Genomic DNA, 25,141 nt, shown 5'->3' with positions numbered 1-25,141 from the left:
CGGGCACGGGCCGTACTCGAGCACCGGCCCACCGGCGTCCTGGTCGCCGCGCCACGGCCCGGTCAGCGGGCCAGACCGAGCTCGACCAGCGCCCTGGCGGCGGCGTCTCCCTCGGCGGTGACCCGGCCGGCGCCGTGCTCCCAGGCGGTGGCGCACAGCGCGCGCAACGCGTCGGTGATGGGTTCGGCGGACGCACCGTCGCCGGAGAGCCGCAGCCCGTCCGGGCCGGCGTCGACCCGCCAGCCCTCACGCGGTCCCGGCACCAGCTCGGCCGGGTGCCGGTTGAGCGCGGCGAGGTCGGCGCCGATGTAGGTCGGACGCAGCTCGGGCCGCGCCACGAGCAGTTCGGCCGCGCCACTCGCTCCGGTGAGCACCATCAGCGACGGCGCACCCACGGCGTGGGCACCCTCGATGTCGGTGTCCAGCCGGTCGCCGACCACCAGGGGCCGGACCGCGTCACCCTGCGCCTCGCGCAGGAGCCGGGCGGCCGGTTTGCCGGCGACCTGGGGCTCGGCCCCGGACGCCGTGCGGACCACCTGCACCATCGAGCCGTTGCCGGGCAGCGGGCCACGCTCGGTCGGCAGGGTGGCGTCGACGTTGGTCGCGATCCACAGGGCCCCGGACCGGATCGCGACGACGGCGTCGGCCAGCCGGCGCCACCCCGTGTCCGGCGAGTGTCCCTGCACGACGGCCACCGCGGTGTCGGCGCTGTCGGCGAGAGTGAGCCCGCGGGTCAGGATCTCGTCGGCGAGTGCATCGGTACCCACCACGAACACCGGCGCCCCGGCCGGCACCTGTTCGGCAAGCATCGCCGACGCGGCCTGCGAACTGGTGCGGACGTCGGCGATGTCGGCCGGGAAACCCAGCTCCGCGAGGTGGGCGGCGACCTCGGACGGACGGCGGGAGGCGTTGTTGGTGACGTAGACGGTCGGCACCCCGCGCTCGGCAGCGCCGCGAACGGCCTCGACGGCACCGGGGATCACGTCAGCCCCCCGGTACAGCGTGCCGTCGAGGTCGGCGAGCAGGACGTCGTGCCGGGACAGCAGGTCGTCGGTCATCCGCGTTCCGTCCCCGAGCCGTCTGCGGCCTCGCCGCTGTTCGACGAAGATTCGGTCGGCGACGGGTCCGGCGACGAGGAGTCGGTCGACGCCGCGGCGGTAGGACCGGCCGGTCCCGGGGTGTCGCTGTCCTCGTCGTGCGGTGTCTCGTCGGTACCGGCCTCGTCGGAAGCGTCCGCGTCGATGCCGGCCTCGTCGGTGCCTACCTCGTCGAAGGCAGTCTGACCCGAAGCAGTCTCCTCGGAGGCGCGCTCCTCGGAGCTGGCCTCGTCCGCTTCGGCAGCAGCGTCGCCGTAACCACCGTCGCCGCCGTCTGCAACGTCGCCGTCCGCAACGTCGTCGGCAGCATCGTCGGTGTCGGCAGCCTGGTACATCTCGTCCGCCGGGACGTCCTCGTAGCCGATGGACATGCCGTCGTCCTCACCGCCGGGCAGCTCGTCACCGGTCAGCTCGGCGATCCGGTCGGCCGCGTCGGTCCGGCCGTCGGAGTCGGCGTCGTGGGCGTGCACGAACCACTGCACGGCCTCCGACTCGCGCCCGGCAGCCAGCAGGTTGTCGGCATAGGCGTAGAAGAGCCTGGCGCTCCAGGGGTCCCTGCGGGCCCCGTCGAGCTCGGGGACCTGCAGTCCGACGACGGCGGCGTCCTGCTCGCCGAGATCGCGCCGGGCGCCGGCCTCGACGATCAGCAGCTCGATCCGCTCCTCGGTGCCGAGGTCCCGGGCCTCCGGGCTGCGGGCGAGATCGAGTGCCCGCTCGGGACGGCCCAGTGCGCGCTCGATGTCGGCCATGACATGCACGTGGCCGGGGCCACCGCCCATCCGCCGGGCGGCGCGGAACTCGCCGAGGGCCTCGTTCCACTCACCCGCGTGGTACGCGACGATGCCGGCCGCCTCGCGGACGACGGCGATCCTCGACGCCCGGCGGCGTGCGTAGCGCACGTGCTCCAGCGCGAGCTCAGGGTTCTCGTCGACGAGGACGCCTGCCGCGACCAGGTGCCGCGCGACCACCTCGGCGGTCTCCTTCTGCAGCCCGCGCAGGTCCCGCCGGACGCTCGCGTCCAGATCCGACGCCGAGATCGAGTCCGGCAGGTCCGGTGCGACCACCATGGTCCGTTCGGCGGCCTCGGGGACCCGCCGCGGACGTCCGCCGCCACGTTCGTCCCGCCGGCCGGGCCGGTCGTCACGTCGGCGGTCCTCGCGCGGGTTCCGGGCGCGCCGGTCGTCCCGGGGATCCGGACGCCTGCGCGGCCGATCGTCGTAGCGCTCGGCCCTGGCCGGTCGGTCGCCGCGCTCCGAGCTCCGAGCTATGTCCCGCTGCTCGCCGGAGTCCTGCTGCGGCGTCTGTGGGCTCACCGACGACGTGTCGTCGGCCGGCCGGGTCGCCTCCTGCAGGCCGTCGCCGGCCCGGTCCGAGGTGGCTCCGGTGCGGTCGTCCGACGGGTGCTCGTCGCGGCGGGGACGCACCGGGCCGACCTGCTCGCTCGACGAGGGGGCGTCGCCGTGGGGATGCGACGGTTCGCCGCCGAGACCGACGGGCCCGGCAGGGCTGCCGACACCGTCCTGGGCCTGCGCATCGCGCTGGCCGGCACCGTCGTGGGGCCGCCGGTCCTGGCCGGACCAGCGGTCGCCGCGGTCGTCCCGCGGCGCGGACCGGTTCCGGTCGCTCCGGTCGTCCCGGCCCTCGTGGGCTCCGCGGTACGGACGGTCGTCCCGGTACGGCCGGCCGGGCCGGTCCTGCCCGGCGCGGTCCTCGCGCGGGCGGTACGGCCGATCCCCACGGTCGTCGTGGCTACGCGCCGGACGGGTATCGCGGTCACGGTCGCGGAAGGAGCGACCGCCGCGATCGTCGTTCCGCGAAGGCCGCGCGCGGTCTGCGGAGGGAGCGTCACGGCGGTCGCCGCGGCGATCCTCGTACCGGTTGTCCCGGCGATCGTCCCGGCGGTCGTCGCGGTCCCGGGCGGGACGCCCACCGCCGTCCCCGCTCCGGGCCGGCCGTCCCTTGTCATCACGGTCGCGGAACGGACGTCCGCCACGGTCGCCACCCTGGAAGGAACTCTTGCGGTCGTCGCCCGAGCCGGCGCCACGTCCTCGGCGGTCGTCGCCTGCACCACGACCGGTCCGATCGTCACGGTCGCGGAAGTTCCGGGCGCCCCGGTCGTCACTGCTCCGTGGCGGACGGCCGTCGCGGTCGTCACGCCCACGGAACGGCCGGTCACCCCGGTCCTCACGCCCCTGAAACGCGCTGCCACCGCGATCGTCGCGTCCGTGGTACGGACGGTCACCGCGGTCTTCGCGGCGCTGGAACGAGCTGCCACCACGGTCGTCACGCCCACGAGAAGTGCGGTCGCCCCGGTCGTCACCGCTACGGAACGACTTCTCGCCCCGGTCTTCGCGCCCACGGAACGGACGGTCGCCACGGTCCTCACGCGCCCGGAACGGACGGTCGCCACGGTCCTCACGACCACGGAACGAGCTGCCACCGCGGTCGTCACGCCCACGAGAGGAGCGGTCGCCCCGGTCGTCACGACCCTGCGAGGGACGGTCGCCCCGGTCGTCACGACCGCGGGAGGTAGTACCCCCCCGATCCTCACGACCACGGGACGAGCTCGAGCCACGGTCATCGCGTCCACGGAACGGACGGTCGCCCGCATTGCCCTGCGGCCGCCGGCCCTCGCGATCTCCGCGTCCCTCGGAGGAACGCCCGTCGCGGTCGTTGTAGGAGCGGCCACCGGCCTGGCCACCGCCGGCGCGCTGGTCCCTGCCTCCGCCGGCGGCATCACGCGTGTCGCGGCCCCGACGGTCGTCGGATCCGCCGCCCCGGCTGTCCCGGTTGCGGTCGTCGCCACGGAAACCGCCGCGCCCGGTGCGGTCGGGGCCTGACTGCCCGCCGTCCCGTCGTTCACCGCCGCGTCCACGGTTGGCGTCGCGGGGCTGCTCACCGCGTCCACGGTCGGTGCGGTCGTCACGTCGCGGGCGGTTGTCGCTGTTCCGCTCGCCCGCACCCCGCCGGTCGTCGGAGCCGCGCGACCAACCTGAGCCGGATGCTGCACCGCGACCACCGGACCGCTCGGGTCGCCGGCGGCCATTGTCTTCCCGGCCGTTGCCGGGACGTTCCCCGTCAGTCACGTGCTCAGGGTACAAACGACACCGTCACTTCCGCGGTCGACGACCGCACCGTGCGGACCGTCCCTGGGTACGACGGGAGCGGCCGCGGACACACGAAAAAAAGGGGAGCCCGCGCGGTGAACAGCACCGTTGCGGACTCCCCTTTCTGAGGTTGAATGTCGGCGGCGACCTACTCTCCCACACCCTGTCGAGTGCAGTACCATCGGCGCAGGAAGGCTTAGCTACCGGGTTCGGAATGGGACCGGGCGTTCCCCTAACGCTATGACCACCGACAACACTATCAACTTATCCCCCACCCACCGACCCAAAACAGTCGACAGAAAGGGGTCCTGAAACACACAACCACACCCCTCCAGCAGAGGGGATGGTTGTGGGCTCAGGGCCACACAGTGGATGCGAACAACTCGTTGTGAGCAAGCCCTCGGCCTATTAGTACCGGTCAACTCCACCCCTCACAAGGCTTCCATCTCCGGCCTATCAACCCAGTCATCTACTGGGAGCCTTACCCACTCAAGGTGGTGGGAGACCTCATCTTGGAACAGGCTTCCCGCTTAGATGCCTTCAGCGGTTATCCCTCCCGAACATAGCCAACCAGCCGTGCCCCTGGCGGGACAACTGGCACACCAGAGGTTCGTCCGTCCCGGTCCTCTCGTACTAGGGACAGCCTTCCTCAAGTCTCCAACGCGCGCGGCGGATAGGGACCGAACTGTCTCACGACGTTCTAAACCCAGCTCGCGTACCGCTTTAATGGGCGAACAGCCCAACCCTTGGGACCTACTCCAGCCCCAGGATGCGACGAGCCGACATCGAGGTGCCAAACCATGCCGTCGATATGGACTCTTGGGCAAGATCAGCCTGTTATCCCCGGGGTACCTTTTATCCGTTGAGCGACACCCCTTCCACAAGGCGGTGCCGGATCACTAGTCCCGACTTTCGTCCCTGCTCGACCTGTCAGTCTCACAGTCAAGCTCCCTTGTGCACTTACACTCAACACCTGATTGCCAACCAGGCTGAGGGAACCTTTGGGCGCCTCCGTTACTCTTTAGGAGGCAACCGCCCCAGTTAAACTACCCACCAGGCACTGTCCCTGAACCAGATCATGGCCCGAGGTTGAGACACCCAATTCGACCAGAGTGGTATTTCAACAACGACTCCACCACCACTAGCGTGGCCGCTTCACAGTCTCCCACCTATCCTACACAAGCCGAACCGAGCACCAATACCAAGCTATAGTAAAGGTCCCGGGGTCTTTCCGTCCTGCCGCGCGTAACGAGCATCTTTACTCGTAGTGCAATTTCGCCGAGTCTGTGGTCGAGACAGCACCCAAGTCGTTACGCCATTCGTGCAGGTCGGAACTTACCCGACAAGGAATTTCGCTACCTTAGGATGGTTATAGTTACCACCGCCGTTTACTGGCGCTTAAATTCTCCGCTTCACCCCGAAGGATTAACGGGTCCTCTTAACGTTCCAGCACCGGGCAGGCGTCAGTCCGTATACATCGTCTTGCGACTTCGCACGGACCTGTGTTTTTAGTAAACAGTCGCTTGGGCCTGGTCTCTGCGACCACCCACCCCTAGCCGGCAAGCGGCTTCAAGGCGAGTGGCCCCCCTTCTCCCGAAGTTACGGGGGCATTTTGCCGAATTCCTTAACCACAGTTCGCTCGATCGCCTCGGTATTCTCTACCTGACCACCTGTGTCGGTTTGGGGTACGGGCCGCAACAGCACTCGCTAGAGGCTTTTCTCGACAGCATGGGATCACTCTCTTCGCCTCAATCGGCTACGCGTCACCTCTCACCCTTCACGACCCCCCGGATTTACCTGGGAAGTCAGGCTACAGGCTTACACCACGACAACCACCGCGTGGCGGAGCTACCCTCCTGCGTCACCCCATCACTTGCCTACTACCGGATCGGATCCCACGCTCCCCCACAAACAAGAGCCCCGAAGGGCTCAGGGTAGGTTCGGATGGTTAGCATCACCGGCCCCAGCATGGACGCACTATCACGAGCACGGGAATATCAACCCGTTGTCCATCGACTACGCCTGACGGCCTCGCCTTAGGTCCCGGCTCACCCTGGGCGGAACAACCTGGCCCAGGAACCCTTGGTCATCCGGCGGCAGAGATTCTCACTCTGCATTCGCTACTCATGCCTGCATTCTCACTCCCACACATTCCACCCGTAAATCACTCCCGGGCTTCACCACATGCAGGACGCTCCCCTACCCAACAAGAACAAAGTTCTCATTGCCACGGCTTCGGCGGTGCGCTTGAGCCCCGCTACATTGTCGGCGCAGGACCACTTGACCAGTGAGCTATTACGCACTCTTTCAAGGGTGGCTGCTTCTAAGCCAACCTCCTGGTTGTCTGGGCGATCCCACATCCTTTCCCACTTAGCGCACGCTTAGGGGCCTTAGCCGGTGATCTGGGCTGTTTCCCTCTCGACCACGAAGCTTATCCCCCGCAGTCTCACTGCCGCGCTCTCACTCACCGGCATTCGGAGTTTGGCTGACTTCGGTAAGCTTGTCGGCCCCCTAGGCCATCCAGTGCTCTACCTCCGGCGAGAAACACACGACGCTGCACCTAAATGCATTTCGGGGAGAACCAGCTATCACGAAGTTTGATTGGCCTTTCACCCCTACCCACAACTCATCCCCCAGGTTTTCAACCCTGGTGGGTTCGGGCCTCCACGACGTCTTACCGACGCTTCACCCTGGCCATGGGTAGATCACTTCGCTTCGGGTCTACACCCCGCGACTATAGGCGCCCTATTCGGACTCGCTTTCGCTACGGCTACCCCACACAGGTTAACCTCGCCACGAAGCATAACTCGCAGGCTCATTCTTCAAAAGGCACGCCATCACCCTACAGACGAATCCGCTTCAGGCTCTGACGGCTTGTAAGCACACGGTTTCAAGTACTATTTCACTCCCCTCCCGGGGTACTTTTCACCTTTCCCTCACGGTACTAGTCCGCTATCGGTCATCAGGTAGTATTTAGGCTTGACGGGTGGTCCCGCCAGATTCACAGCGAATTTCACGGGCTCGCTGCTACTCGGGAACAACATCCACAACACGTGCCATGCTTTCGCGTACGGGGCTATCACCCACTACGGCGACCCTTCCCAGAAGTCTTCCGCTAACACAACACAACGCCGTCCCACCCTCGGCAGAAGGTGAACAATGCATCCCACAACCCCACATCCGCAACACCTGCCGGCTTGACACGGACACGGTTTAGCCTCATCCGCTTTCGCTCGCCACTACTCACGGAATCACTGTTGTTTTCTCTTCCTGTGGGTACTGAGATGTTTCACTTCCCCACGTTCCCTCCACGCACCCTATGAATTCAGGTACGGGTAACGCCCCATGACGGGCGCTGGGTTTCCCCATTCGGACACCCTCGGATCACAGCTCGGTTGACAGCTCCCCGAGGCCTATCGCGGCCTCCCACGTCCTTCATCGGCTCCTGATGCCTAGGTATCCACCATGTGCCCTTAACAACTTGACCACAACAAGATGCTCGCATCCACTATGCAACACTCAACCCACAACCACACCCACCCCCACCACAACCACCACACCCAGCAGGGAGCGTTAGGAAGAGCAGGACCAGAGCGGCCAAAGAAAACCCCCATAAAGGGTGTCTTCTCAGGACCCAACAGTGTGCCGAACCACAGCTTGGCGTTCGTTGTGTTCCACCCAGCCACACCCCAGGACACGAACGGTCCTGTCAGATGCGGTCTCAGATAAGGAACCAACTCATTCAACAAGAACAAAAGCTGGCGCCCCACTACAAGTGGGACTCCTTAGAAAGGAGGTGATCCAGCCGCACCTTCCGGTACGGCTACCTTGTTACGACTTCGTCCCAATCGCCAGTCCCACCTTCGACGACTCCCTCCCCAAAGGGTTGGGCCGCCGGCTTCGGGTGTTACCAACTTTCGTGACGTGACGGGCGGTGTGTACAAGGCCCGGGAACGTATTCACCGCAGCGTTGCTGATCTGCGATTACTAGCGACTCCAACTTCACGGGGTCGAGTTGCAGACCCCGATCCGAACTGAGACTCACTTTAAGGGATTCGCTCCACCTCACGGTCTCGCCGCCCTCTGTATGAGCCATTGTAGCATGTGTGAAGCCCTGGACATAAGGGGCATGATGACTTGACGTCATCCCCACCTTCCTCCGAGTTGACCCCGGCAGTCTCCCATGAGTCCCCACCATTACGTGCTGGCAACATGGAACAAGGGTTGCGCTCGTTGCGGGACTTAACCCAACATCTCACGACACGAGCTGACGACAGCCATGCACCACCTGCACACCAACCACAAGGGAAGCCCTATCTCTAGGGATGTCTGGTGCATGTCAAACCCAGGTAAGGTTCTTCGCGTTGCATCGAATTAATCCACATGCTCCGCCGCTTGTGCGGGCCCCCGTCAATTCCTTTGAGTTTTAGCCTTGCGGCCGTACTCCCCAGGCGGGGCGCTTAATGCGTTAGCTGCGGCACAGAAACCGTGGAATGGTCCCCACACCTAGCGCCCAACGTTTACGGCGTGGACTACCAGGGTATCTAATCCTGTTCGCTCCCCACGCTTTCGCTCCTCAGCGTCAGTATCGGCCCAGAGACCCGCCTTCGCCACCGGTGTTCCTCCTGATATCTGCGCATTTCACCGCTACACCAGGAATTCCAGTCTCCCCTGCCGAACTCAAGTGATGCCCGTATCGACCGCACGCTCAGAGTTAAGCCCCAAGTTTTCACGGCCGACGTGACACACCGCCTACGAGCTCTTTACGCCCAATAATTCCGGACAACGCTCGCACCCTACGTGTTACCGCGGCTGCTGGCACGTAGTTGGCCGGTGCTTCTTATCCAGGTACCGTCACCCGAAAGCTTCGTCCCTGGCGAAAGAGGTTTACAACCCGAAGGCCGTCATCCCCCACGCGGCGTCGCTGCGTCAGGCTTTCGCCCATTGCGCAATATTCCCCACTGCTGCCTCCCGTAGGAGTCTGGGCCGTGTCTCAGTCCCAGTGTGGCCGGTCGCCCTCTCAGGCCGGCTACCCGTCACCGCCTTGGTAGGCCATCACCCCACCAACAAGCTGATAGGCCGCGGGCCCATCCCCAGCCGAAAAAACTTTCCACCACCCAACATGCGTTGAGAGGTCCTATCCGGTATTAGACCCAGTTTCCCGGGCTTATCCCAGAGCTGAGGGCAGGTCACCCACGTGTTACTCACCCGTTCGCCGCTCGTGTACCCCCGAAGGGGCCTTACCGCTCGACTTGCATGTGTTAAGCACGCCGCCAGCGTTCGTCCTGAGCCAGGATCAAACTCTCCAACAAAACCCTGACAAAACAAACGATCCACAGACCCGACGGGGTCAGACCTGCGAACCACAACAATCTGGCACAAAAACGCCAAACCATATAATAGCTCGACACACTGTTGAGTTCTCAAAGGACACCCGCACTCAGGGACCGGGCCTGTCGGCCGTCACCCTGGGGCATCTGAGTTGCTTCTCGGTGGAGGCAACTCTTCTATGCTACTTGCTCCCTAGGCCAGGGTCAACCCTGGCTTTCGGGCGGCCTGATCTTCACCGGAGTGAAGTTCGGGGGCCGTCACCTCCGGGCCGGTTCTGCGTCCCTGGCCTCTCGGCCCGCTTCGCTTGTCCGTCCCGTTCTGGCGACACGGAGAAAGTTACAGGACCGGTCCGAGCCGCTCCACAGGGGGGTACCTCTTCGCTGTTTTCCCAGGTCAGAGGTTCCTGCCTCAGCGGACGAGGCGTACGCCCGCCAGACTGCGCTTCCCGCGCCGCACGACCAGCCACCCGCCGTCGAGGGCGTCGTGGACGCCCGGGGCCCACTCCTCATCGGTCACCTTGACGTTGTTGACGTAGGCGCCGCCCTCCTTCACCGCCCGCCGGGCGGCGCCCTTGCTCTCGGTCAGCCCGGTCGCGACGAGCAGGTCGACGATGGTCTCCCTTCCCCCGCTCTCCGTGGTCGACACCTCGGCCAGTGCGCTCCCGAGGGTCCGGGCGTCGAGATCGGTCAGGTCGGCCCGGCCGAACAGCGCCTGGCTCGCCGTCGTCACCTGCCGGGTCTGCTCCGCACCGTGGACGAGGGTCGTCAGCTCGGCGGCGAGCCGACGCTGCGCGCTGCGCAGGTGCGGCTTCTCGGTGAGCTCGGTCGCGAGGGAGTCGATCTCCTCGCGATCGAGGAACGTGAGCAGCTTGAGGTAACCGATGACGTCGGCGTCGGCGACGTTGACGAAGTACTGGTACCAGCTGTACGGCGACGTCCGCTCCGGGTCGAGCCAGATGTTCCCGCCCCCGGTCGACTTGCCGAACTTGCGGCCGTCGGAGTCGGTGACCAGTGGCAGCGTCATCGCATGCACGTGTGCGCCCTCGATGCGGCGGATCAGGTCCACGCCGCCGACGATGTTGCCCCACTGGTCGGACCCGCCGATCTGCAACCGGCAGCCGAGCTCGCGGTACAGGTGCAGGTAGTCCTGCGACTGCAGCAGCAGGTAGCTGAACTCGGTGTAGGACATGCCCTCCCCGGCGAGGCGGCGCTTCACCGTCTCGCGGGCGAGCATCGTGTTCACCGGGAAGTGCTTGCCGAGGTCCCGCAGGAACTCCAGCACGGTCTGCCCGCCGGTCCATTCCAGGTTGTTGACGGCCAGGGCCCCGGTCGGCGAGTCGTCGAAGGTCACGAACCGCTCGAGCTGGCCGTGGATCAGCCCGGTCCACTCGGCGACGGTCGCCTCGTCGTTGAGCGTCCGCTCCCCGACGTCGCGCGGATCACCGATCATCCCGGTGGCGCCGCCCGCGAGGATGACGGGCCGGTGGCCGGCCTCCTGGAAGCGGCGCAGGGTCAGCATCGGGACCAGATGCCCGGCGTGCAGGCTCGGCGCGGTCGGGTCGAACCCGGCATAGAGCGTCACCGGTTCGCCGCCCGCGAGCTCCTTCGCCAGAGCGTCGCGGTCGGTGGTCTGCGCGATCAGGCCGCGCCACTCCAGCTCGTCCAGGATGTCCGTACGCACGCGCACCATCTTGGTCCGCCCGCCTCGATGCCTGCACCGCGGGTGTCGCCCCCGTCGCGGTAGCCCGGTGCTCAGCGGGCCTGGTCCCTCCGGCGACGGGCGCGCGTCCCGCCGGGCCGGTACTGGCTGACCGCCGGCGACCCGTCCACCCAGTACCGCCAGGGCAGCTCCGCGGCCGCGGCGACGCCCACCCGCGGGCCGGTGCGGATCGCCGACGGGGGCAGTGGCTCGCCGGCGCGTAGCCGTACCCGGGACGACGGGTCGGTGACGTCGAGCCCGTTGTCGTCACGACCGAGCCCCAGCAGCGACGCGAGCCGGGCGGGGCCGCGGGCCAGATCGTCGTCCTTGCGGGCGGTCGGTCGCCGGACGCGGGCGACGCCCGGATCGGTGAGCAGTTCACCGGCCCGCAGCAGGACCGCTCCCGCCTCACCGTCGACCAGGCACGACACGTTCGCGCAGAAATGCATGCCGTACACGAAGTAGACGTACAGGTGCCCGGCCGGTCCGAACATCACCGCATTGCGCGCGGTGCGACCCCGGTAGCAGTGCGAGGCGGGATCGTCCCGCCCGCGATAGGCCTCGACCTCGACCAGGCGCACGGCGACCGTGCCGTCCGGTGTGTCCGACTCCAGGACACAGCCGAGCAGCCGCTCCGCGGAGGGCAGCACGTCGACGGCCAGTTCCGACCTGTCGAGCAACGTGCCGGGGCGGGACCGATCGGACCGGCCGCGCCCCGGCACGGAGAAGTCACTACCCACTCAGCGGCGGGACAGCGCGAGCTGCACGCAGGTGACGACGCCCGCCATCGCCTTCTCGACCTCGTCCTGCGGGGGCAGGGTCGGGGCGAGCCGGATCGTGGCGTCCTGCGGGTCCTTGCCGTGCGGGTGCGTCGCCCCGGCCGGGGTCAACACGATGCCTGCCTCCTTCGCCAGCCGGACCACCTCGGACGCGAGCCCGTCCGGCACCGTGAGGCTGACGAAGTAGCCGCCCTTCGGCGTCGTCCAGGACACACCCTCGACGTCGGCGAACGCCGCGGTGAGCAGCCGCTCGACCGCCGCGAACTTCGGCGCGATCAGCTCCCGGTGCGCGGCCATGTGCGCGCGCAGACCGGCGGCGTCCTTCAGGAACTTGGCGTGCCGCAGGTGGTTGACCTTGTCCGGTCCGATGGTCTTCTTCGATGCCAGCTTCAGCCACCAGTCGACGTTCGACCGGGAAGCACCGAAGAACGCCACACCGGCGCCGGCCAACGTGATCTTCGAGGTCGAGCCGAACACGAACGGACGATCCGGGTTACCGGCCTCGGCGGCCAGGACCAGCACGTCCGCGATCTCGACCTCCTCCTCGGTCAGGTGGTGCACCGCGTACGCGTTGTCCCACATGATCCGGAAGTCCGGAGCGGCGGTCGGCATCGACGCGAGCCGACGGACGGTCTCGTCGGAGTAGACCGCGCCGTCCGGGTTCGAGTACTTCGGCACGCACCAGATGCCCTTGATGGAGGGGTCGTCCGCCACGAGGCGCTCGACCTCGTCCATGTCCGGGCCGTCCGCGGTCATCGGCACGCTGACCAGCTCGATCCCGAGGCGCTCACAGACGCCGTAGTGCCGGTCGTAACCGGGGACCGGGGCGATGAACGCGATCCGCCCGGCGTCGACCCAGCGGGTCGGGGCACCCGGCAGCGGCGTCAGCAACGCGTGCACCAGCGTGTCGTGCATCAGCTCGAGGCTGGAGTTGTTCGCCGCGACCAGCTGGTCGACCGGCACCTGCAGGGACGGCGCGAAGATCTCGCGGAGCTCGGGCAGTCCCTGCCCGCCACCGTAGTTGCGGGTGTCGGTGCCGTCGGCGGCGCGGAACTCGCCCGCCCCGGGCAGCCCGAGCAGCGCGTTCGACAGGTCGAGCTGCTCGGACGACGGCTTGCCCCGCGTCAGGTCCAGCTTCAGGCCGGCGGCCTTCAGGTCCTCGTATGCGGCTGCGGGGTCGGTCATGCGGTTCCTCCGGTGAACTCTCTCGCTGCTGCGACATCGGTACGCAGGTCGGTGAGCTGCTCGGCGACCCGGTCGCCTGCCGTCCCACCCCGCGCGTTACGCGACGCGATGGAGCCTTCCACGCTCAGCACCTCGCGGACACTCGGGTCCAGGGCCGGGTGGACGGCGGCGAGCTCGTCGTCGGTCAGGTCCTCCAGACCCACGACACGGTCCTCCGCCACCCGGACGCAGCCGCCGGCCGCCTCGTGGGCGACCCGGAACGGCACGCCCTGGCGGACGAGCCACTCGGCGACGTCCGTGGCCAGGGTGAAGCCGGCCGGGGCCAGTTCGGCCAGCCGGTCGGTGTGGAAGGTCAGGGTCGCCACCATGCCGGCGACCGCGGGCAGCAGGAGCTCGAGCTGCGTGACCGAGTCGAACAGCGGCTCCTTGTCCTCCTGCAGGTCCCGGTTGTAGGCGAGCGGCAGACCCTTCAGCGTGGCCAGCAGCCCCGTCAGGTTGCCGATCAGACGCCCCGACTTGCCACGTGCCAGCTCCGCGACATCCGGGTTCTTCTTCTGCGGCATGATCGAGCTGCCGGTCGAGTAGGCGTCGTCGAGCGTGACGTAGCCGAACTCCGCCGTGGCCCAGAGGATGACCTCCTCGGCGAGCCGGGAGAGATCGACCCCGACCATGGCCAGCACGAAGGCCGCCTCGGCCGCGAAGTCCCGGGACGACGTCCCGTCGATCGAGTTCGCCGACGACCCCGTGAAGCCCAGCTCGGCGGCGACCGCCTCCGGGTCGAGACCGAGCGACGATCCGGCCAGCGCGCCGGAGCCGTACGGCGAGTACGCGGTGCGCCGGTCCCAGTCGCGCAGCCGGTCGACGTCGCGCACCAGGGCATGTGCGTGCGCGGCCAGCTGATGGCCGAGCAGCACCGGCTGGGCGTGCTGCAGGTGCGTCCGGCCCGGCATCGCCGCACCGGGGTGGGCCTGGGCCTGGCCGATCAGCGAGTCGACGACGTCGAGCACACCGGAGCCGATCCGCCGGGTCGCGTCGCGCAGCCACATGCGGAACTGGGTCGCGACCTGGTCGTTGCGGGACCGGCCGGCGCGCAGCTTCCCACCGAGCTCGGGGCCTGCCCGCTCGATCAGCCCCCGCTCGAGGGCGGTGTGCACGTCCTCGTCGCCCGGCTCGGGACCGAACGCACCGGACCCGACGTCCGCGGCGAGCTCGTCGAGCGCCTTGTGCATGCCGGACAGCCCCTCGTCCGACAGCAGGCCCGCCCGGTGCAGCACCCGCGCGTGCGCCTTCGAACCGCGGATGTCGTACGGGGCGAGCACCCAGTCGAAGTGCGTGGACCTGCTCAACGCGGCGAGTGCGTCGGCGGGGCCCGACGCGAAGCGCCCGCCCCACAGTGCCGCGTTCCCGCTCACGACGTGGCTCCGGCGATATGGGCCGGTCCGACCCGGTCCGCCATGTCAGCTCTCCTTCGTCCCCGCGCTGATCTGCGCGGCGTTCGGCAGTTCCTGCAACCGCCGCGCGAGCTCTGCTCCGGTGCGGGGCTCGCGGGCGACCACGATGATCGTGTCGTCACCGGCGATGGTGCCGACGACGTCGTGCAGCGCGGCGCGGTCCAGCGCGCTCGCCAGGTAGTGCGCGGCCCCCGGCGGGGTCCGCAGGACGGCAAGGTTCCCACTCGCGTCCGCGGACACGAGCAGCTCCCCCAGCAGACGCCCCAGCCGGGTCGTGCCGCCCTCGATCCCGCGCACCGGGCTGCCGTCCTCGGGAATCCGGTACACGGGGGCACCGCCGTCCGGGCCGCGGAGCTTGATCGCACCCAGCTCGTCGAGGTCCCGGGACAGCGTGGCCTGGGTGGTGTCGATGCCGTGCAGCTGGTCCAGCAGGACGAGTAGCTCGGGCTGGCTGCGCACCGGGCGGTTCCACAGCACGTCCATGATCTTCGCCTGCCGGGTGACCCGGCTGGCGTTGCCCTGTCGCCGCTCGCGCTCGCCGTCGGTCATGCCCGCAGTAGCCAGGTGAGCAGTGCCTTCTGGGCGTGCAGCCGGTTCTCCGCCTCGTCCCAGACCGCGCTGGCCGAACCGTCGATCACCTCGTCGGTGATCTCCTCGCCGCGGTGAGCCGGAAGGCAGTGCAGCACGATCGCGCCGGGGGCCGCTCGCTCGAGCAGCTCGACGTTCACCTGGTACGGCCGGAACGGCGCGACCCGGTCCTGTCCGTCGCCCTCCTGCCCCATCGAGGTCCAGGTGTCGGTCACGAGGACGTCCGCCCCCGCGACGGCGACCTGCGGGTCGGCCATCAGGGCCACCGATCCGCCGGTCCGGTCCGCACGCACCTTCGCATCGCGCGCCACCTCCGGGTCCGGGGTGAACCCGGCCGGGGCGGAGACACGCACGTGCATTCCCGCGGTGGCGCCGCCGAGCAACAAGGAGTGTGCGACGTTGTTGGCGCCGTCGCCGAGGTAGGTCAGCGTGACACCGGCGAGCCGGCCCAGACGCTCCCGGATCGTCTGCAGGTCGGCGAGGATCTGGCACGGGTGGAACGCATCGGTCAGCGCGTTGACCACCGGAACGGTCGCCACCGAGGCCATCTCCTCGATCCGCTCCTGACCCGAGGTGCGCCAGACGATCGCGTCGACGTAGCGCGACAGCACCCGGGAGGTGTCGGAGATCGTCTCGCCGCGGCCGAGCTGGCTGGACGTGCCGTCGAGGATGACCGCCGTACCGCCGAGCTGGGTGATCCCGGTCTCGAACGACACCCGGGTGCGGGTCGAGGACTTGTCGAAGACGACGGCGACGGCCTTCGGCCCCGCGAGCGGCCGCTCGGCGAACCGGTCGGCCTTGAGCCTGTCGGCGAGATCGAGAACGTCGGCCTGCTCGGCGGGCGAGAGATCGTCGTCGCGCAGCAGGTGCCGGACCATCAGTTGCCCTGGCCTTCCTGCTCAGCGGCTGCGGCGTCCAGGATCCCGGATGCCGCGGCGAGGAACTCGTCCGCCTCGCCGTCGGTGAACGTGAGCGCCGGCGCGAGCCGCAGCCGCTCCGGGGTCGCGTTGTTGATCAGGAATCCGGCCTCGCGCGCGACCGCCGCGGCCTGCGCAGAGACCGGCGAGGTGAGGCCGACGCCGATGTGCAGCCCGGCACCGGAGACGTCGCCGACCAGCGGGTGGCCGAGCCCCTCGAGCCGGCTGCGGATCTCCTTGCCGAGCCGGTCGACGTGCTCCAGCAGTCCTTCGGTGGCGATCGTGTCCAGCACCGCGAGCGCCGCCGCGCAGGAGATCGGGTTACCGCCGAAGGTCGTGCCGTGCTGACCGGGCTCGAGCAGGGCGGCCGCGTCGCCGATCCCGACGCAGGCACCGATCGGCAACCCGCCGCCCAGCCCCTTGGCGAGGGTCATCACGTCCGGGACGACTCCGTGCGCCTGGTGCGCGAACCAGTACCCGGTCCGGCCGATCCCCGTCTGCACCTCGTCGAGCACGAGCAGCGCCCCGCGCTCCGCCGTGATCCGGCGGGCCTGCGCGAGGTACCCCTCCGGCGGCACGACGACGCCGGCCTCACCGAGGATCGGCTCCAGGAACACCGCGGCGGTGTCCCCGGTGACCGCGGCGTCGAGCGCCGCGAGGTCACCGAACGGGATGTGCGTGACGCCGGACGGCATCGGCTCGAACGGGGCCCGCTTCGCCGGCTGGCCGGTGAGCGCGAGCGCTCCCATCGTGCGGCCGTGGAAGGCCCCCTCGCACGCGACGATCCCCGTGCGGCCGGTCCTGCGCGCGATCTTGAAGGCGGCCTCGTTGGCCTCGGTGCCGGAGTTGCACAGCAGGATCCGGGCGTCGTCGCGGCCCAGCAGGCGCTGCAGCCGCTCGGCGAGCTGCAGCGCCGGGTCGGTGATGAAGAAGTTCGAGGTGTGCCCGAGGGTGCGGACCTGCTCGGACACCGCCTCGACGACGGCCGGGTGTGCATGCCCGAGCGCGTTGACCGCGATACCCGCGTAGAGGTCCAGGTACCGGCGGCCCTCGGCGTCCCACACGTGGGATCCCTCGCCGCGGACCAGGGTCAGCGGCGGGGTGCCGTAGTTGTTCATCAGCGCCGCCTGCCAGCGCTGCGCGTGCGTGCTCATACCTGTGTCACCCCGTCTGCCGGGGCGTCCGGGAGAACCATCGTCCCGACACCCTCGTGCGTGAAGACCTCGAGCAGGACCGAGTGCGGTACCCGCCCGTCGATCACGTGCGCCTGCCCGACGCCCGAGCGCACCGCGCGCAGGCAGGCCTCCATCTTCGGCGCCATCCCGCTCTCCAGGCGGGGCAGCATCGGTTCCAGCTGGTCCGCCGTGAGCGAGGTGATGATCGAGTCCGGGTCGGGGTAGTTGGCGTAGAGCCCCTCGACGTCGGTCAGCACCACGAGCTTCGCGGCGTCCAGCGCACCGGCCAGCGCGGCGGCCGCGCTGTCGGCGTTGATGTTGTGGACCTGGCCGTCGACATCCGGGGCGATACCGGCGACGACCGGGATCCGGCCCGCGGCGATGATGTCCAGCACCGCGTCCGGGTTGACCTTCGTGACGTCGCCGACCAGGCCGATGTCGACCAGCTCGCCGCCGACCAGGGCGGTCCGTTTCTCCGCGGTGAACAGCCCGGCGTCCTCCCCCGACAGCCCGACGGCGAACGGGCCGTGCTGGTTGATCAGACCGACCAGCTCCCGGCCCACCTGCCCGAAGAGCACCATCCGGACGATCTCCATCGTCTCCGGGGTGGTGACCCGCAGCCCGCCGCGGAACTCACCGGGCATGCCGAGGCGGGTGAGCATCGCACTGATCTGCGGGCCGCCGCCGTGCACGACGACCGGGTGGATGCCGGCCAGCCGCAGGAACACCATGTCCCGGGCGAAGGCCTCCTTCAGCTCGTCGTCGATCATCGCGTTGCCGCCGTACTTCACGACGACGATCCGGCCGTGGAAGCGCTGCAACCAGGGCAGGGCCTCGGAGAGGACGGCCGCCTTCTCCCCGGCCCGCTTCAGCCGGGCCGGGACCTCCGGCGAGGGCGCGATCTGCGGCTGCGAGGCACCTTCCGCCGAGTGTTCAGGAGGAGTAGGCACTGTTCTCCTCCACGTAGGCGTGCGACAGGTCGGTGGTCCGGATCTCGGCGGTGTGCCCGTCCGCCCCGCCGGAGAGACCGAGCTCGACCTCGATCATCACGTCCTTCCCGGACAGGTCACACGCCGCCCGGTCCCCGGCGACGACGGCGCCCTTGCACAGCAGCACGCCGTTGATCGTGACGTCGAGCCGCTCGGGGTCGAGGGCGGCGTCGGCGTAGCCGGCCGCGGCGGCGACCCGGCCCCAGTTCGGGTCGGACCCGAACATCGCGGTCTTGACCAGTGCGTCGCGGGCGATCGTGCGGGCGACGGTCACCGCGTCGTCCTCCGAGGCGGCGCCGGTGACCCGGACCGTGATCCGCTTCGTGACGCCCTCGGCGTCGGCCTGCATCTGCTCGGCGAGATCGCGGCAGACCCGGGTGAGCGCGGCGGTGAACACGGCCGGATCCGCCCGGACACCGGAGGCACCCGAGGACAGCACCAGGACCGTGTCGTTGGTGGACATCGATCCGTCGATGTCGAGCCGGTCGAAGCTGTACCGCACGGCCTCCCGCAGCGCGGCGTCGAGCATCGGCTGGTCCACCACTGCGTCCGTGGTGATCACGCCGAGCATCGTCGCCATCGACGGGGAGATCATTCCGGCACCCTTTGCCGTGCCGCCGACGGTCCAGCCGGCCGGGTCGATGACCTGGGCCTGTTTCGGCACCGTGTCGGTGGTCATGATCGCGGCCGCCACGGCGGCACCCGCCTCGGGCGTCGCGGCCAGCCCACCGGCCGCCTTCTCGGCCCCGGAGAGCAGCGTCTCCCGCGGGAGCTGCTCACCGATCAGGCCGGTCGAGCACGCCGCGACCTCGACCGCGCCGCAGCCCAGCACCTCGGCGACCCGCTCCGCCGTGGCATGAGCGGTCTGGAAGCCCTGGGGGCCGGTGCAGGCGTTCGCCCCGCCGGAGTTCAGCACGACCGCGCGCAACGCCCCGGTGGTGAGCACCTGCTGCGACCACAGCACCGGAGCGGCTTTGACCTTGTTACGGGTGAACACGCCCGCGGCCTCGGAACGGGGACCGTCGTTGACGACCAGCGCCAGGTCGGTCCTGCCGGACTTCTTGATCCCGGCCGCGATCCCGGCGGCCCGGAACCCCTGTGCGGCGGTCACGCTCACGGTGCCACTCCCGTCGTCGGCAGCCCGGTGGTCTCGGGCAGCCCGAGCGCGAGGTTCATGCACTGCACCGCGGCACCGGCGGTGCCCTTGGTGAGGTTGTCGATCGCGGAGACCACGACGAGTCGCCCCGCATCGGGATCGACGGTCACCTGCAGGGCGACCAGGTTCGAACCCAGCGTCTGCCCGGTCGTGGGCCACTGCCCTTCCGGCAGCAGCCGGACGAACGGCTCGCCGGCGTAGGTCTTCTCGTAGACCTGCCGGATCGTCGCGGCATCGGTGGCGGCATCGGTCAGCCGCGCGGAGCACGAGGCCAGAATGCCGCGTGGCAGCGGCGCGAGGACGGGTGTGAAGCTCACCGAGACGGGCGAGCCGAGCGCTGCCGTGAGGTTCTGGGCGATCTCCGGGGTGTGCCGGTGCTCGCCGCCGACACCGTACGCCGACAGCGATCCCATGACCTCGGCACCGAGCAGGTGCGGTTTGAGCGATCTCCCCGCTCCCGACGTCCCCGTGACCGCGGTGATCACCACGTCCGGCTCGATCAGGCCGGCGGCCAGTGCCGGGAACAGCGCCAGGCTCGTCCCGGTCGGGTAGCAGCCGGGGACGGCGACCCGGTTCGCGCCGACGAGCCGCTCCCGTGCACCGGGGAGCTCGGGCAGCCCGTAGGGCCAGTGACCGGCGTGCTCACCCCCGTACCAGCGGTCCCAGGCCGCCGGATCGGTCAACCGGTGGTCGGCACCGCAGTCGACCACGAGCGAGTCGCCGAGCTGTGCGGCGAGCTCGGCCGACTTCCCGTGCGGGAGGGCGAGGAACACCGCATCGTGCCCGGCGAGGTTCTCCGCGGTGCTCTCACCCAGCACGCGGTCCGCCAGCGGGGCGAGGTGCGGCTGGTGCTCGCCCAGACGGGTTCCGGCGTTGCCGCCGGCCGTCAGTGCGCCGATCTCCACGTCCGGATGCGCGAGGAGCAGCCGGAGCAGCTCACCCCCGGCGTACCCACTGGCTCCCGCCACTGCGATGCGTACCACGTGCATGATTATGCACGCTCACGGAAACTCATGCAATCCGGTTCGCGATCGTGACCACCCGACCGCGCTCGGCGGTGGTGCGACCCGCCGGACCCTAGCCTCCCGCAGGTGCGGACGGAGCGGACGACCGGGTGGCGCCCGGACGGCGTCGTCGCAGCGGTGCTGACCATCCTGCTCGGCCTGCCGGTCGCGGGCTGTGCGCCGACGGTGGCGGGGACACCGTGGCCGGTCGGGCAGGGACCGGCCAGGCCGGCGGACGCGAGCGCCCCGGCGGCACCGGGCACTCCTCCCTCGTCGTTCACCGTGCCCGGTCCGGCCACCTCCGTCGCGGAACATCCGACGACGACCGTCGCGCCGGGGCCCGCCTCCCCCGAACCGCCGGGACCGCCGGCTCCGCCGACGGCCGGTGGGACGACACGGACGGTTCCACCGGCCCCGGTCGAGGTCCGCGCCGCCCCGGTTCCCGACGGCGGGCACGGAGCGGAACCCGCCCCGCCGGCACCTCCCCCGACCCGGGCTCCGGCGCCGCTGACCGCGGACGTGGTGGCCGACGAGTGCCTGCTGGACGCCGACACACTGGCCGGTCTGCTCGACGCGACCCCCGCGGTGGCTGCGGCGAATGCCGGCACCGAGCGGCCGGACGGGTCGCGAAGCCGGGCCTGCTTCGCCGTGGGCGGGTCGTCGACGGTGTCGGTGAACGTCTACACGACCAACCGGGTCACCCCGGACCGCTACGTGCGCGACGCGGCCGGAGCCCGGGCGGTCACCGGCACCGGCGAGGGCACGACCGCCGCGCTGCTGGACACGGTGGCCGGCCCGACGCTGCAGCTGGGCACCGCGCGCCACCTGGTCACGATCGCCGTGGCCGGCCGCGCCCCGTCGGACGAGCAGTGGCGGACCGCCGCCCGCACGGCCGTCGCCGCGCTGGCGCGCCGCTGAGCGGTCGGCGCAGGAGCGCACCGAAACCGAGCTCAGCGCAGAGGTTCGCTCCGCACGCCCCGCTCAGCGCCGAGGTTCGCTCCGCTCAGCGCCGAGGTTCGCTCCGCTCAGCGCAACGCGGCGCCGTGCCGGGCGGCGGCCTCGGCGACCGCGGCGTCCCGGGCGGTGTTGGCCTCCTCGCTGGTGAGCGTCCGGTCCGGCGCGCGCAGCCGCAGCGAGAACGCCAGCGACCGCTTGCCGTCCCCGACCTGGTCGCCGGTGTAGACGTCGAACAGCCGCACCGACTCCAGCAGCTCGCCGGCACCGTCGGTGAGCGCCTCGGCGAGATCCGCCGAGGGCACCGACTCCTCGGCGACGAGGGCGACGTCCACCGCCACCGGCGGGAACCCCGACACCAGCGGCACCGGCAGGTTCTCGCGCAGCGGGATCGCGTCGAGATCGATCTCGGCGGCCACGGTGCGGGCGGGCAGCCCGAGCGTCTCGACGACCTTCGGGTGCAGCTCACCGGCGTATCCGACGACGGTGTCCGTGCCGGCGACCACGAGCTCCGCGCAGCGGCCCGGGTGCCACGGCGCCCGTTCGGCACGCCGCGGGCGCAGCTCCACGCCGGCCGCCGCGCCGGTCAGCCGGGCGGCCTCGACCGCGTCCTCCCAGGTGGCCGGACGGCCCGTGCCCCACCAGCCGCGCGGCTCGCGGTGCCCACCCAGCACGACGCCGACGTGCACCGGCTGGTCGGGCAGCGCGGCCCGGATCGCGGCGTACTCCTCATCCGTCGGCCGGGCGGTGACAGCCGGGTCCGGCATCGCGGGCGGGTTCTCCTGCGGCTGGACGACCTGGGCGATCGCGTACAGCGCGAGATCCTCCGTACCGCGGGACCGGTTGCGCACCAGCATGTCCAGCAGACCGGGCAGCAACGTGGTGGCCAGCCGGGACCGTTCGGCGTCGAGCGGGTTGGTGACCGCGACGGTGCGGCGGCGCTCGTCGTCGGCGGCCAGCCCGAGGTCGTCCCACACGGTGTCGGAGACGAACGGGAACGGCAGCACCTCGACGTGCCCGGCCTCGGCCAGCGCCCGGGAGACAGCGCGCCGCCGGAGCTGGGCGGCGGACAGGCCGCGCCCGGCCGGGGCCGCCGGCAGCTCGGACGGGATGGTGTCGTATCCCTCCAGCCGCAGCACCTCCTCGACCAGGTCGGCGGCCTGGCGCAGGTCCGGCCGCCAGGTCGGCGGGGTCGCCACGACGACACCCTGACCGTCGGCACCGGTGTCCAGCTCCACCCGGCAGCCGACCTGGGTCAACCGCCGCACGGTGGCACCGCGGGAGTAGGAGACGCCGGCGACCCGGTCGGGCATCGACAGCGGCATCCGCACCTGCGGCACCGCGGGGACCCCGCCCTCGTCGGTGCGGCCGTCGGCGAGCGTGCCACCGCCCAGCTCGACCAGCAGCTGTGCGGCACGCTCCGCGGCGACCGGCGGCAGTGCCGGGTCGACGACCCGCTCGAACCGGCGGGACGCCTCGCTGGGCAGCTTGTGCCGGCGGGCGGCCCGGGCGATCACCGCAGGCGCGAAGTGCGCGGCCTCCAGCAGCACGTCCACCCGCGCACCGGGTGCGAGCGCGGAGAGCTCGGGGATCTCGGTCGACGCGCCACCCATGACGCCGGCCAGGCCGATCGGCCCCGAGTCGTCGGTGATCAGCAGGTCGTCGGGGTCGAGGGCACGGGTCTGGCCGTCGAGGGTCGCCAGCTCCTCCCCCGTCGTCGCCCGGCGGACCTCGATGGTGCCCGATACCCGGGATGCGTCGTAGCCGTGCAGCGGCTGACCGAGGTCGAGCATCACGAAGTTGGTGACGTCGACGATCAACGAGATCGGGCGCATCCCGGCCGAGAGCAGTGCGCGCTGCATCCACCACGGGCTCGGCGCGGCCGGGTCGACACCGTCCACCCGGCGGACGACGAACCGTGCGCACCCGTCGGTGTCGGCGATCCGGACCGGCCAGGCGTCCCCGGAGGTCTCGGGGACCCGGACCCGGGTGACCGGGTCGGTGTAGTCGGCGTCCAGTGCGGTGGCGAGCTCACGGGCCAGGCCGCGGACGGCGAAGCAGTAGCCGCGGTCCGGGGTGACGGCCAGCTCGATCACCGGCTCGGACAGGCCGAGGACCTCGAGCGCGTCGTCGCCGGGCTCGGCGGTGCCCGGGGGCAGCACGAGGATGCCGGAGTGGTCGGCGCCGAGACCGAGCTCCTTCGCCGAGGCGATCATGCCGTCGGACACCCGGCCGTAGGTCTCCCGCTGGGCGATGGCGAAGCCGCCGGGCAGCACGGAACCCGGTTCGGTCACCACGACGAGATCGCCGACGGCGAAGTTGCGGGCACCGCAGACGACGTGCCGGAAGCGGTGGTCGTCGAACTCCACCCGGCAGTACCGGATGGGCTTCTTGAACTCGGTGAGCTCCTCGATCTCCGCGACCCGCGCGACGGTCACCGGGCCGGTGATCTCGGGGGCCGGGTGGATCTCCTCGACCTCCAGCCCGACCCGGACGAACGCCTCGCCGATGTCCTCGGGGCGTGCCGGCAGGGCCGCCGGGTCGATGTGCCGGGCGAGCCAGGAGGCGGACACGCGCACTGCTCGGTACTCCTCAGGTGGTAGCGGTAGTGGCTCAGACGCCGAAGGCGGTGGAGAAGCGGACGTCGCCCTCGACCATGTCGCGCATGTCGGGGATGCCGTTGCGGAACATCAGCGTCCGCTCGATGCCCATGCCGAACGCGAACCCCGAGTACTCGTCGGGATCGACGCCGGTCGCCCGCAGGACGTTCGGGTCGACCATGCCGCAGCCGCCCCACTCGACCCAGCCGGGCCCGCCCTTCTTCTGCGGGAACCACAGGTCCACCTCGGCGGACGGCTCGGTGAACGGGAAGTAGGACGGGCGCATCCGGGTGCCGGCCTCGGGGCCGAACATCGCGCGGGCGAACGCGTCCAGCGTGCCCTTGAGGTGCGCCATGGTGAGGCCCTTGTCGACGGCGAGGCCCTCGACCTGGTGGAACACCGGGGTGTGCGTGGTGTCGAGCTCGTCGGTGCGGAAGGTGCGGCCCGGGCAGGCCACGTACACCGGGAGCTCACGCTCGAGCAGCGAGCGGATCTGCACCGGCGAGGTGTGCGTGCGAAGCACCGTCCCGGAGTCCTGCCCCTGGTCGGCGTCCCCCAGGTAGAAGGTGTCCTGCATGGTGCGCGCCGGGTGGTCCTTGCCGAAGTTGAGCGCGTCGAAGTTCAACCACGACGCCTCGACCTCGGGGCCCTCGGCGACCTCCCAGCCCATCGCGACGAAGATGTCGGCGATCCGCTCGGACAGCTGTGTGATCGGGTGCCGGGCGCCGCGCGGGCGGCGGTCCCAGGGCAGCGTGACGTCGACGGTCTCGTCGCGCAGCACCCGGGCGTCGCGTTCGGCGACCAGGACGGCGCGGCGCTCGTCGAACGCGGCCTGCACCTCCTGGCGGGCTGCGTTGACCCGCTTGCCGGCGTCCGCACGCTCCGGCCCGGGCAGCTGCCCGAGCGAGCGGCGAGCCATCGGGACGGGTGCCTTGTCACCGAGGTGCACCGGCTTGACGGCGGCGAGCGCGTCGAGGTCTGCGGCGTCGTCGAACGCCGAGCGCGCGGTCTCCACCGCGGCCTTCAGCGCGTCCGGGTCCAGCGGGCTGCCCGCGTCGTTCTCACTCATGGTGCCCCGATCGTAGAGGGGCGCCCCGAACCGGTTTCGGA

The 25,141-nt window shown here is 70.1% G+C and carries 16 protein-coding genes and 3 rRNA genes; 2 read left to right on the top strand and 17 right to left on the bottom strand.

What is annotated here, in order from left to right; translation table 11 throughout:
* Nucleotides 1-62: 62 nt before the first annotated feature.
* Together JOF36_RS15205 and JOF36_RS15200 are read right to left on the bottom strand one after the other, a co-directional pair.
* Nucleotides 63-1,058 (bottom strand): HAD hydrolase-like protein, encoded by a 996-nt coding sequence (locus tag JOF36_RS15205; protein ID WP_210027495.1) that lies wholly within the window; start codon nt 1,056-1,058, stop codon nt 63-65.
* Nucleotides 1,055-2,521 (bottom strand): tetratricopeptide repeat protein, encoded by a 1,467-nt coding sequence (locus JOF36_RS15200; RefSeq protein ID WP_210027494.1) that lies wholly within the window; start codon nt 2,519-2,521, stop codon nt 1,055-1,057. The genes JOF36_RS15205 and JOF36_RS15200 overlap by 4 nt, the downstream gene beginning before the upstream one ends.
* 36 nt (nt 2,522-2,557) lie before the next feature.
* Here JOF36_RS15200 and JOF36_RS15195 point away from each other — a divergent pair, with 36 nt between their 5' ends.
* Complete coding sequence (locus tag JOF36_RS15195) at nt 2,558-3,937, top strand: hypothetical protein (protein WP_210027493.1); 1,380 nt, start codon at nt 2,558-2,560, stop codon at nt 3,935-3,937.
* Between the two features lie 402 nt (nt 3,938-4,339).
* Here the strand turns inward: JOF36_RS15195 and rrf are convergent.
* The 13 genes from rrf to argC all read right to left on the bottom strand — a co-directional run bounded on the left by rrf (nt 4,340) and on the right by argC (nt 20,462).
* Nucleotides 4,340-4,456, bottom strand: a 5S ribosomal RNA gene (gene rrf / locus JOF36_RS15190).
* A gap of 136 nt (nt 4,457-4,592) precedes the next feature.
* Nucleotides 4,593-7,691 (bottom strand): 23S ribosomal RNA (locus JOF36_RS15185).
* Between the two features lie 302 nt (nt 7,692-7,993).
* Nucleotides 7,994-9,516: ribosomal RNA gene (locus tag JOF36_RS15180) — 16S ribosomal RNA — on the bottom strand.
* The 16S, 23S and 5S rRNA genes sit together here, the layout of an rRNA operon.
* 427 nt (nt 9,517-9,943) lie before the next feature.
* The gene (gene tyrS, locus JOF36_RS15175; protein WP_210027492.1) at nt 9,944-11,215 is read right to left on the bottom strand and encodes a tyrosine--tRNA ligase; all 1,272 of its coding nucleotides are present in this window, start codon (nt 11,213-11,215) and stop codon (nt 9,944-9,946) included.
* A gap of 71 nt (nt 11,216-11,286) precedes the next feature.
* Nucleotides 11,287-11,955, bottom strand: coding sequence for a DNA-3-methyladenine glycosylase (locus JOF36_RS15170; RefSeq protein ID WP_307862387.1), 669 nt, complete (start codon nt 11,953-11,955; stop codon nt 11,287-11,289).
* 18 nt (nt 11,956-11,973) lie between these two features.
* The gene (locus JOF36_RS15165; protein ID WP_210027491.1) at nt 11,974-13,197 is read right to left on the bottom strand and encodes an aspartate aminotransferase type Ic; all 1,224 of its coding nucleotides are present in this window, start codon (nt 13,195-13,197) and stop codon (nt 11,974-11,976) included.
* A complete protein-coding gene (argH, locus tag JOF36_RS15160) occupies nt 13,194-14,609 on the bottom strand; it encodes an argininosuccinate lyase (RefSeq protein ID WP_210027490.1) in 1,416 nt (471 codons plus the stop codon). Before argH ends, JOF36_RS15165 begins: the two co-directional genes overlap by 4 nt.
* A gap of 45 nt (nt 14,610-14,654) precedes the next feature.
* Nucleotides 14,655-15,197, bottom strand: coding sequence for an arginine repressor (locus tag JOF36_RS15155; RefSeq protein WP_210027489.1), 543 nt, complete (start codon nt 15,195-15,197; stop codon nt 14,655-14,657).
* A complete protein-coding gene (gene argF / locus JOF36_RS15150) occupies nt 15,194-16,114 on the bottom strand; it encodes an ornithine carbamoyltransferase (RefSeq protein ID WP_210027488.1) in 921 nt (306 codons plus the stop codon). The genes JOF36_RS15155 and argF overlap by 4 nt, the downstream gene beginning before the upstream one ends.
* On the bottom strand, nt 16,114-17,307 hold the full coding sequence (locus JOF36_RS15145; protein ID WP_210027486.1) for an acetylornithine transaminase: 1,194 nt from the start codon (nt 17,305-17,307) through the stop codon (nt 16,114-16,116). The genes argF and JOF36_RS15145 overlap by 1 nt, the downstream gene beginning before the upstream one ends.
* The gene (argB, locus tag JOF36_RS15140; protein WP_210035673.1) at nt 17,304-18,230 is read right to left on the bottom strand and encodes an acetylglutamate kinase; all 927 of its coding nucleotides are present in this window, start codon (nt 18,228-18,230) and stop codon (nt 17,304-17,306) included. Before argB ends, JOF36_RS15145 begins: the two co-directional genes overlap by 4 nt.
* Before the next feature lie 31 nt (nt 18,231-18,261).
* Entirely contained in the window at nt 18,262-19,434 is a 1,173-nt protein-coding gene (gene argJ, locus JOF36_RS15135; RefSeq protein WP_210027484.1) for a bifunctional glutamate N-acetyltransferase/amino-acid acetyltransferase ArgJ, read from the bottom strand.
* Entirely contained in the window at nt 19,431-20,462 is a 1,032-nt protein-coding gene (gene argC / locus JOF36_RS15130) for an N-acetyl-gamma-glutamyl-phosphate reductase (RefSeq protein ID WP_210027483.1), read from the bottom strand. The genes argJ and argC overlap by 4 nt, the downstream gene beginning before the upstream one ends.
* Nucleotides 20,463-20,564: 102 nt before the next feature.
* On the opposite strand from argC, the gene JOF36_RS15125 reads away from it, so the two are divergent.
* Nucleotides 20,565-21,395 (top strand): hypothetical protein, encoded by an 831-nt coding sequence (locus JOF36_RS15125; RefSeq protein ID WP_210027482.1) that lies wholly within the window; start codon nt 20,565-20,567, stop codon nt 21,393-21,395.
* Nucleotides 21,396-21,502: 107 nt separating this feature from the next.
* On the opposite strand, the gene pheT is transcribed toward JOF36_RS15125, so the two are convergent.
* Nucleotides 21,503-24,010 carry a phenylalanine--tRNA ligase subunit beta gene (gene pheT / locus JOF36_RS15120; protein WP_210027481.1) on the bottom strand — a complete coding sequence of 836 codons (2,508 nt, stop codon included), beginning with the start codon at nt 24,008-24,010 and terminating at the stop codon, nt 21,503-21,505.
* Between the two features lie 34 nt (nt 24,011-24,044).
* Nucleotides 24,045-25,100: a phenylalanine--tRNA ligase subunit alpha gene (gene pheS, locus JOF36_RS15115; protein WP_210027480.1), complete on the bottom strand. Its 1,056-nt coding sequence runs from the start codon at nt 25,098-25,100 to the stop codon at nt 24,045-24,047.
* Nucleotides 25,101-25,141: the final 41 nt, after the last annotated feature.

This window comes from Pseudonocardia parietis (assembly GCF_017876315.1).
In the GTDB taxonomy this organism is placed as follows: Bacteria; Actinomycetota; Actinomycetes; order Mycobacteriales; family Pseudonocardiaceae; genus Pseudonocardia; species Pseudonocardia parietis.
The sequence above is the reverse complement of the archived record's forward strand: the minus strand, read 5'-3'. Positions and strand labels throughout refer to the sequence as shown.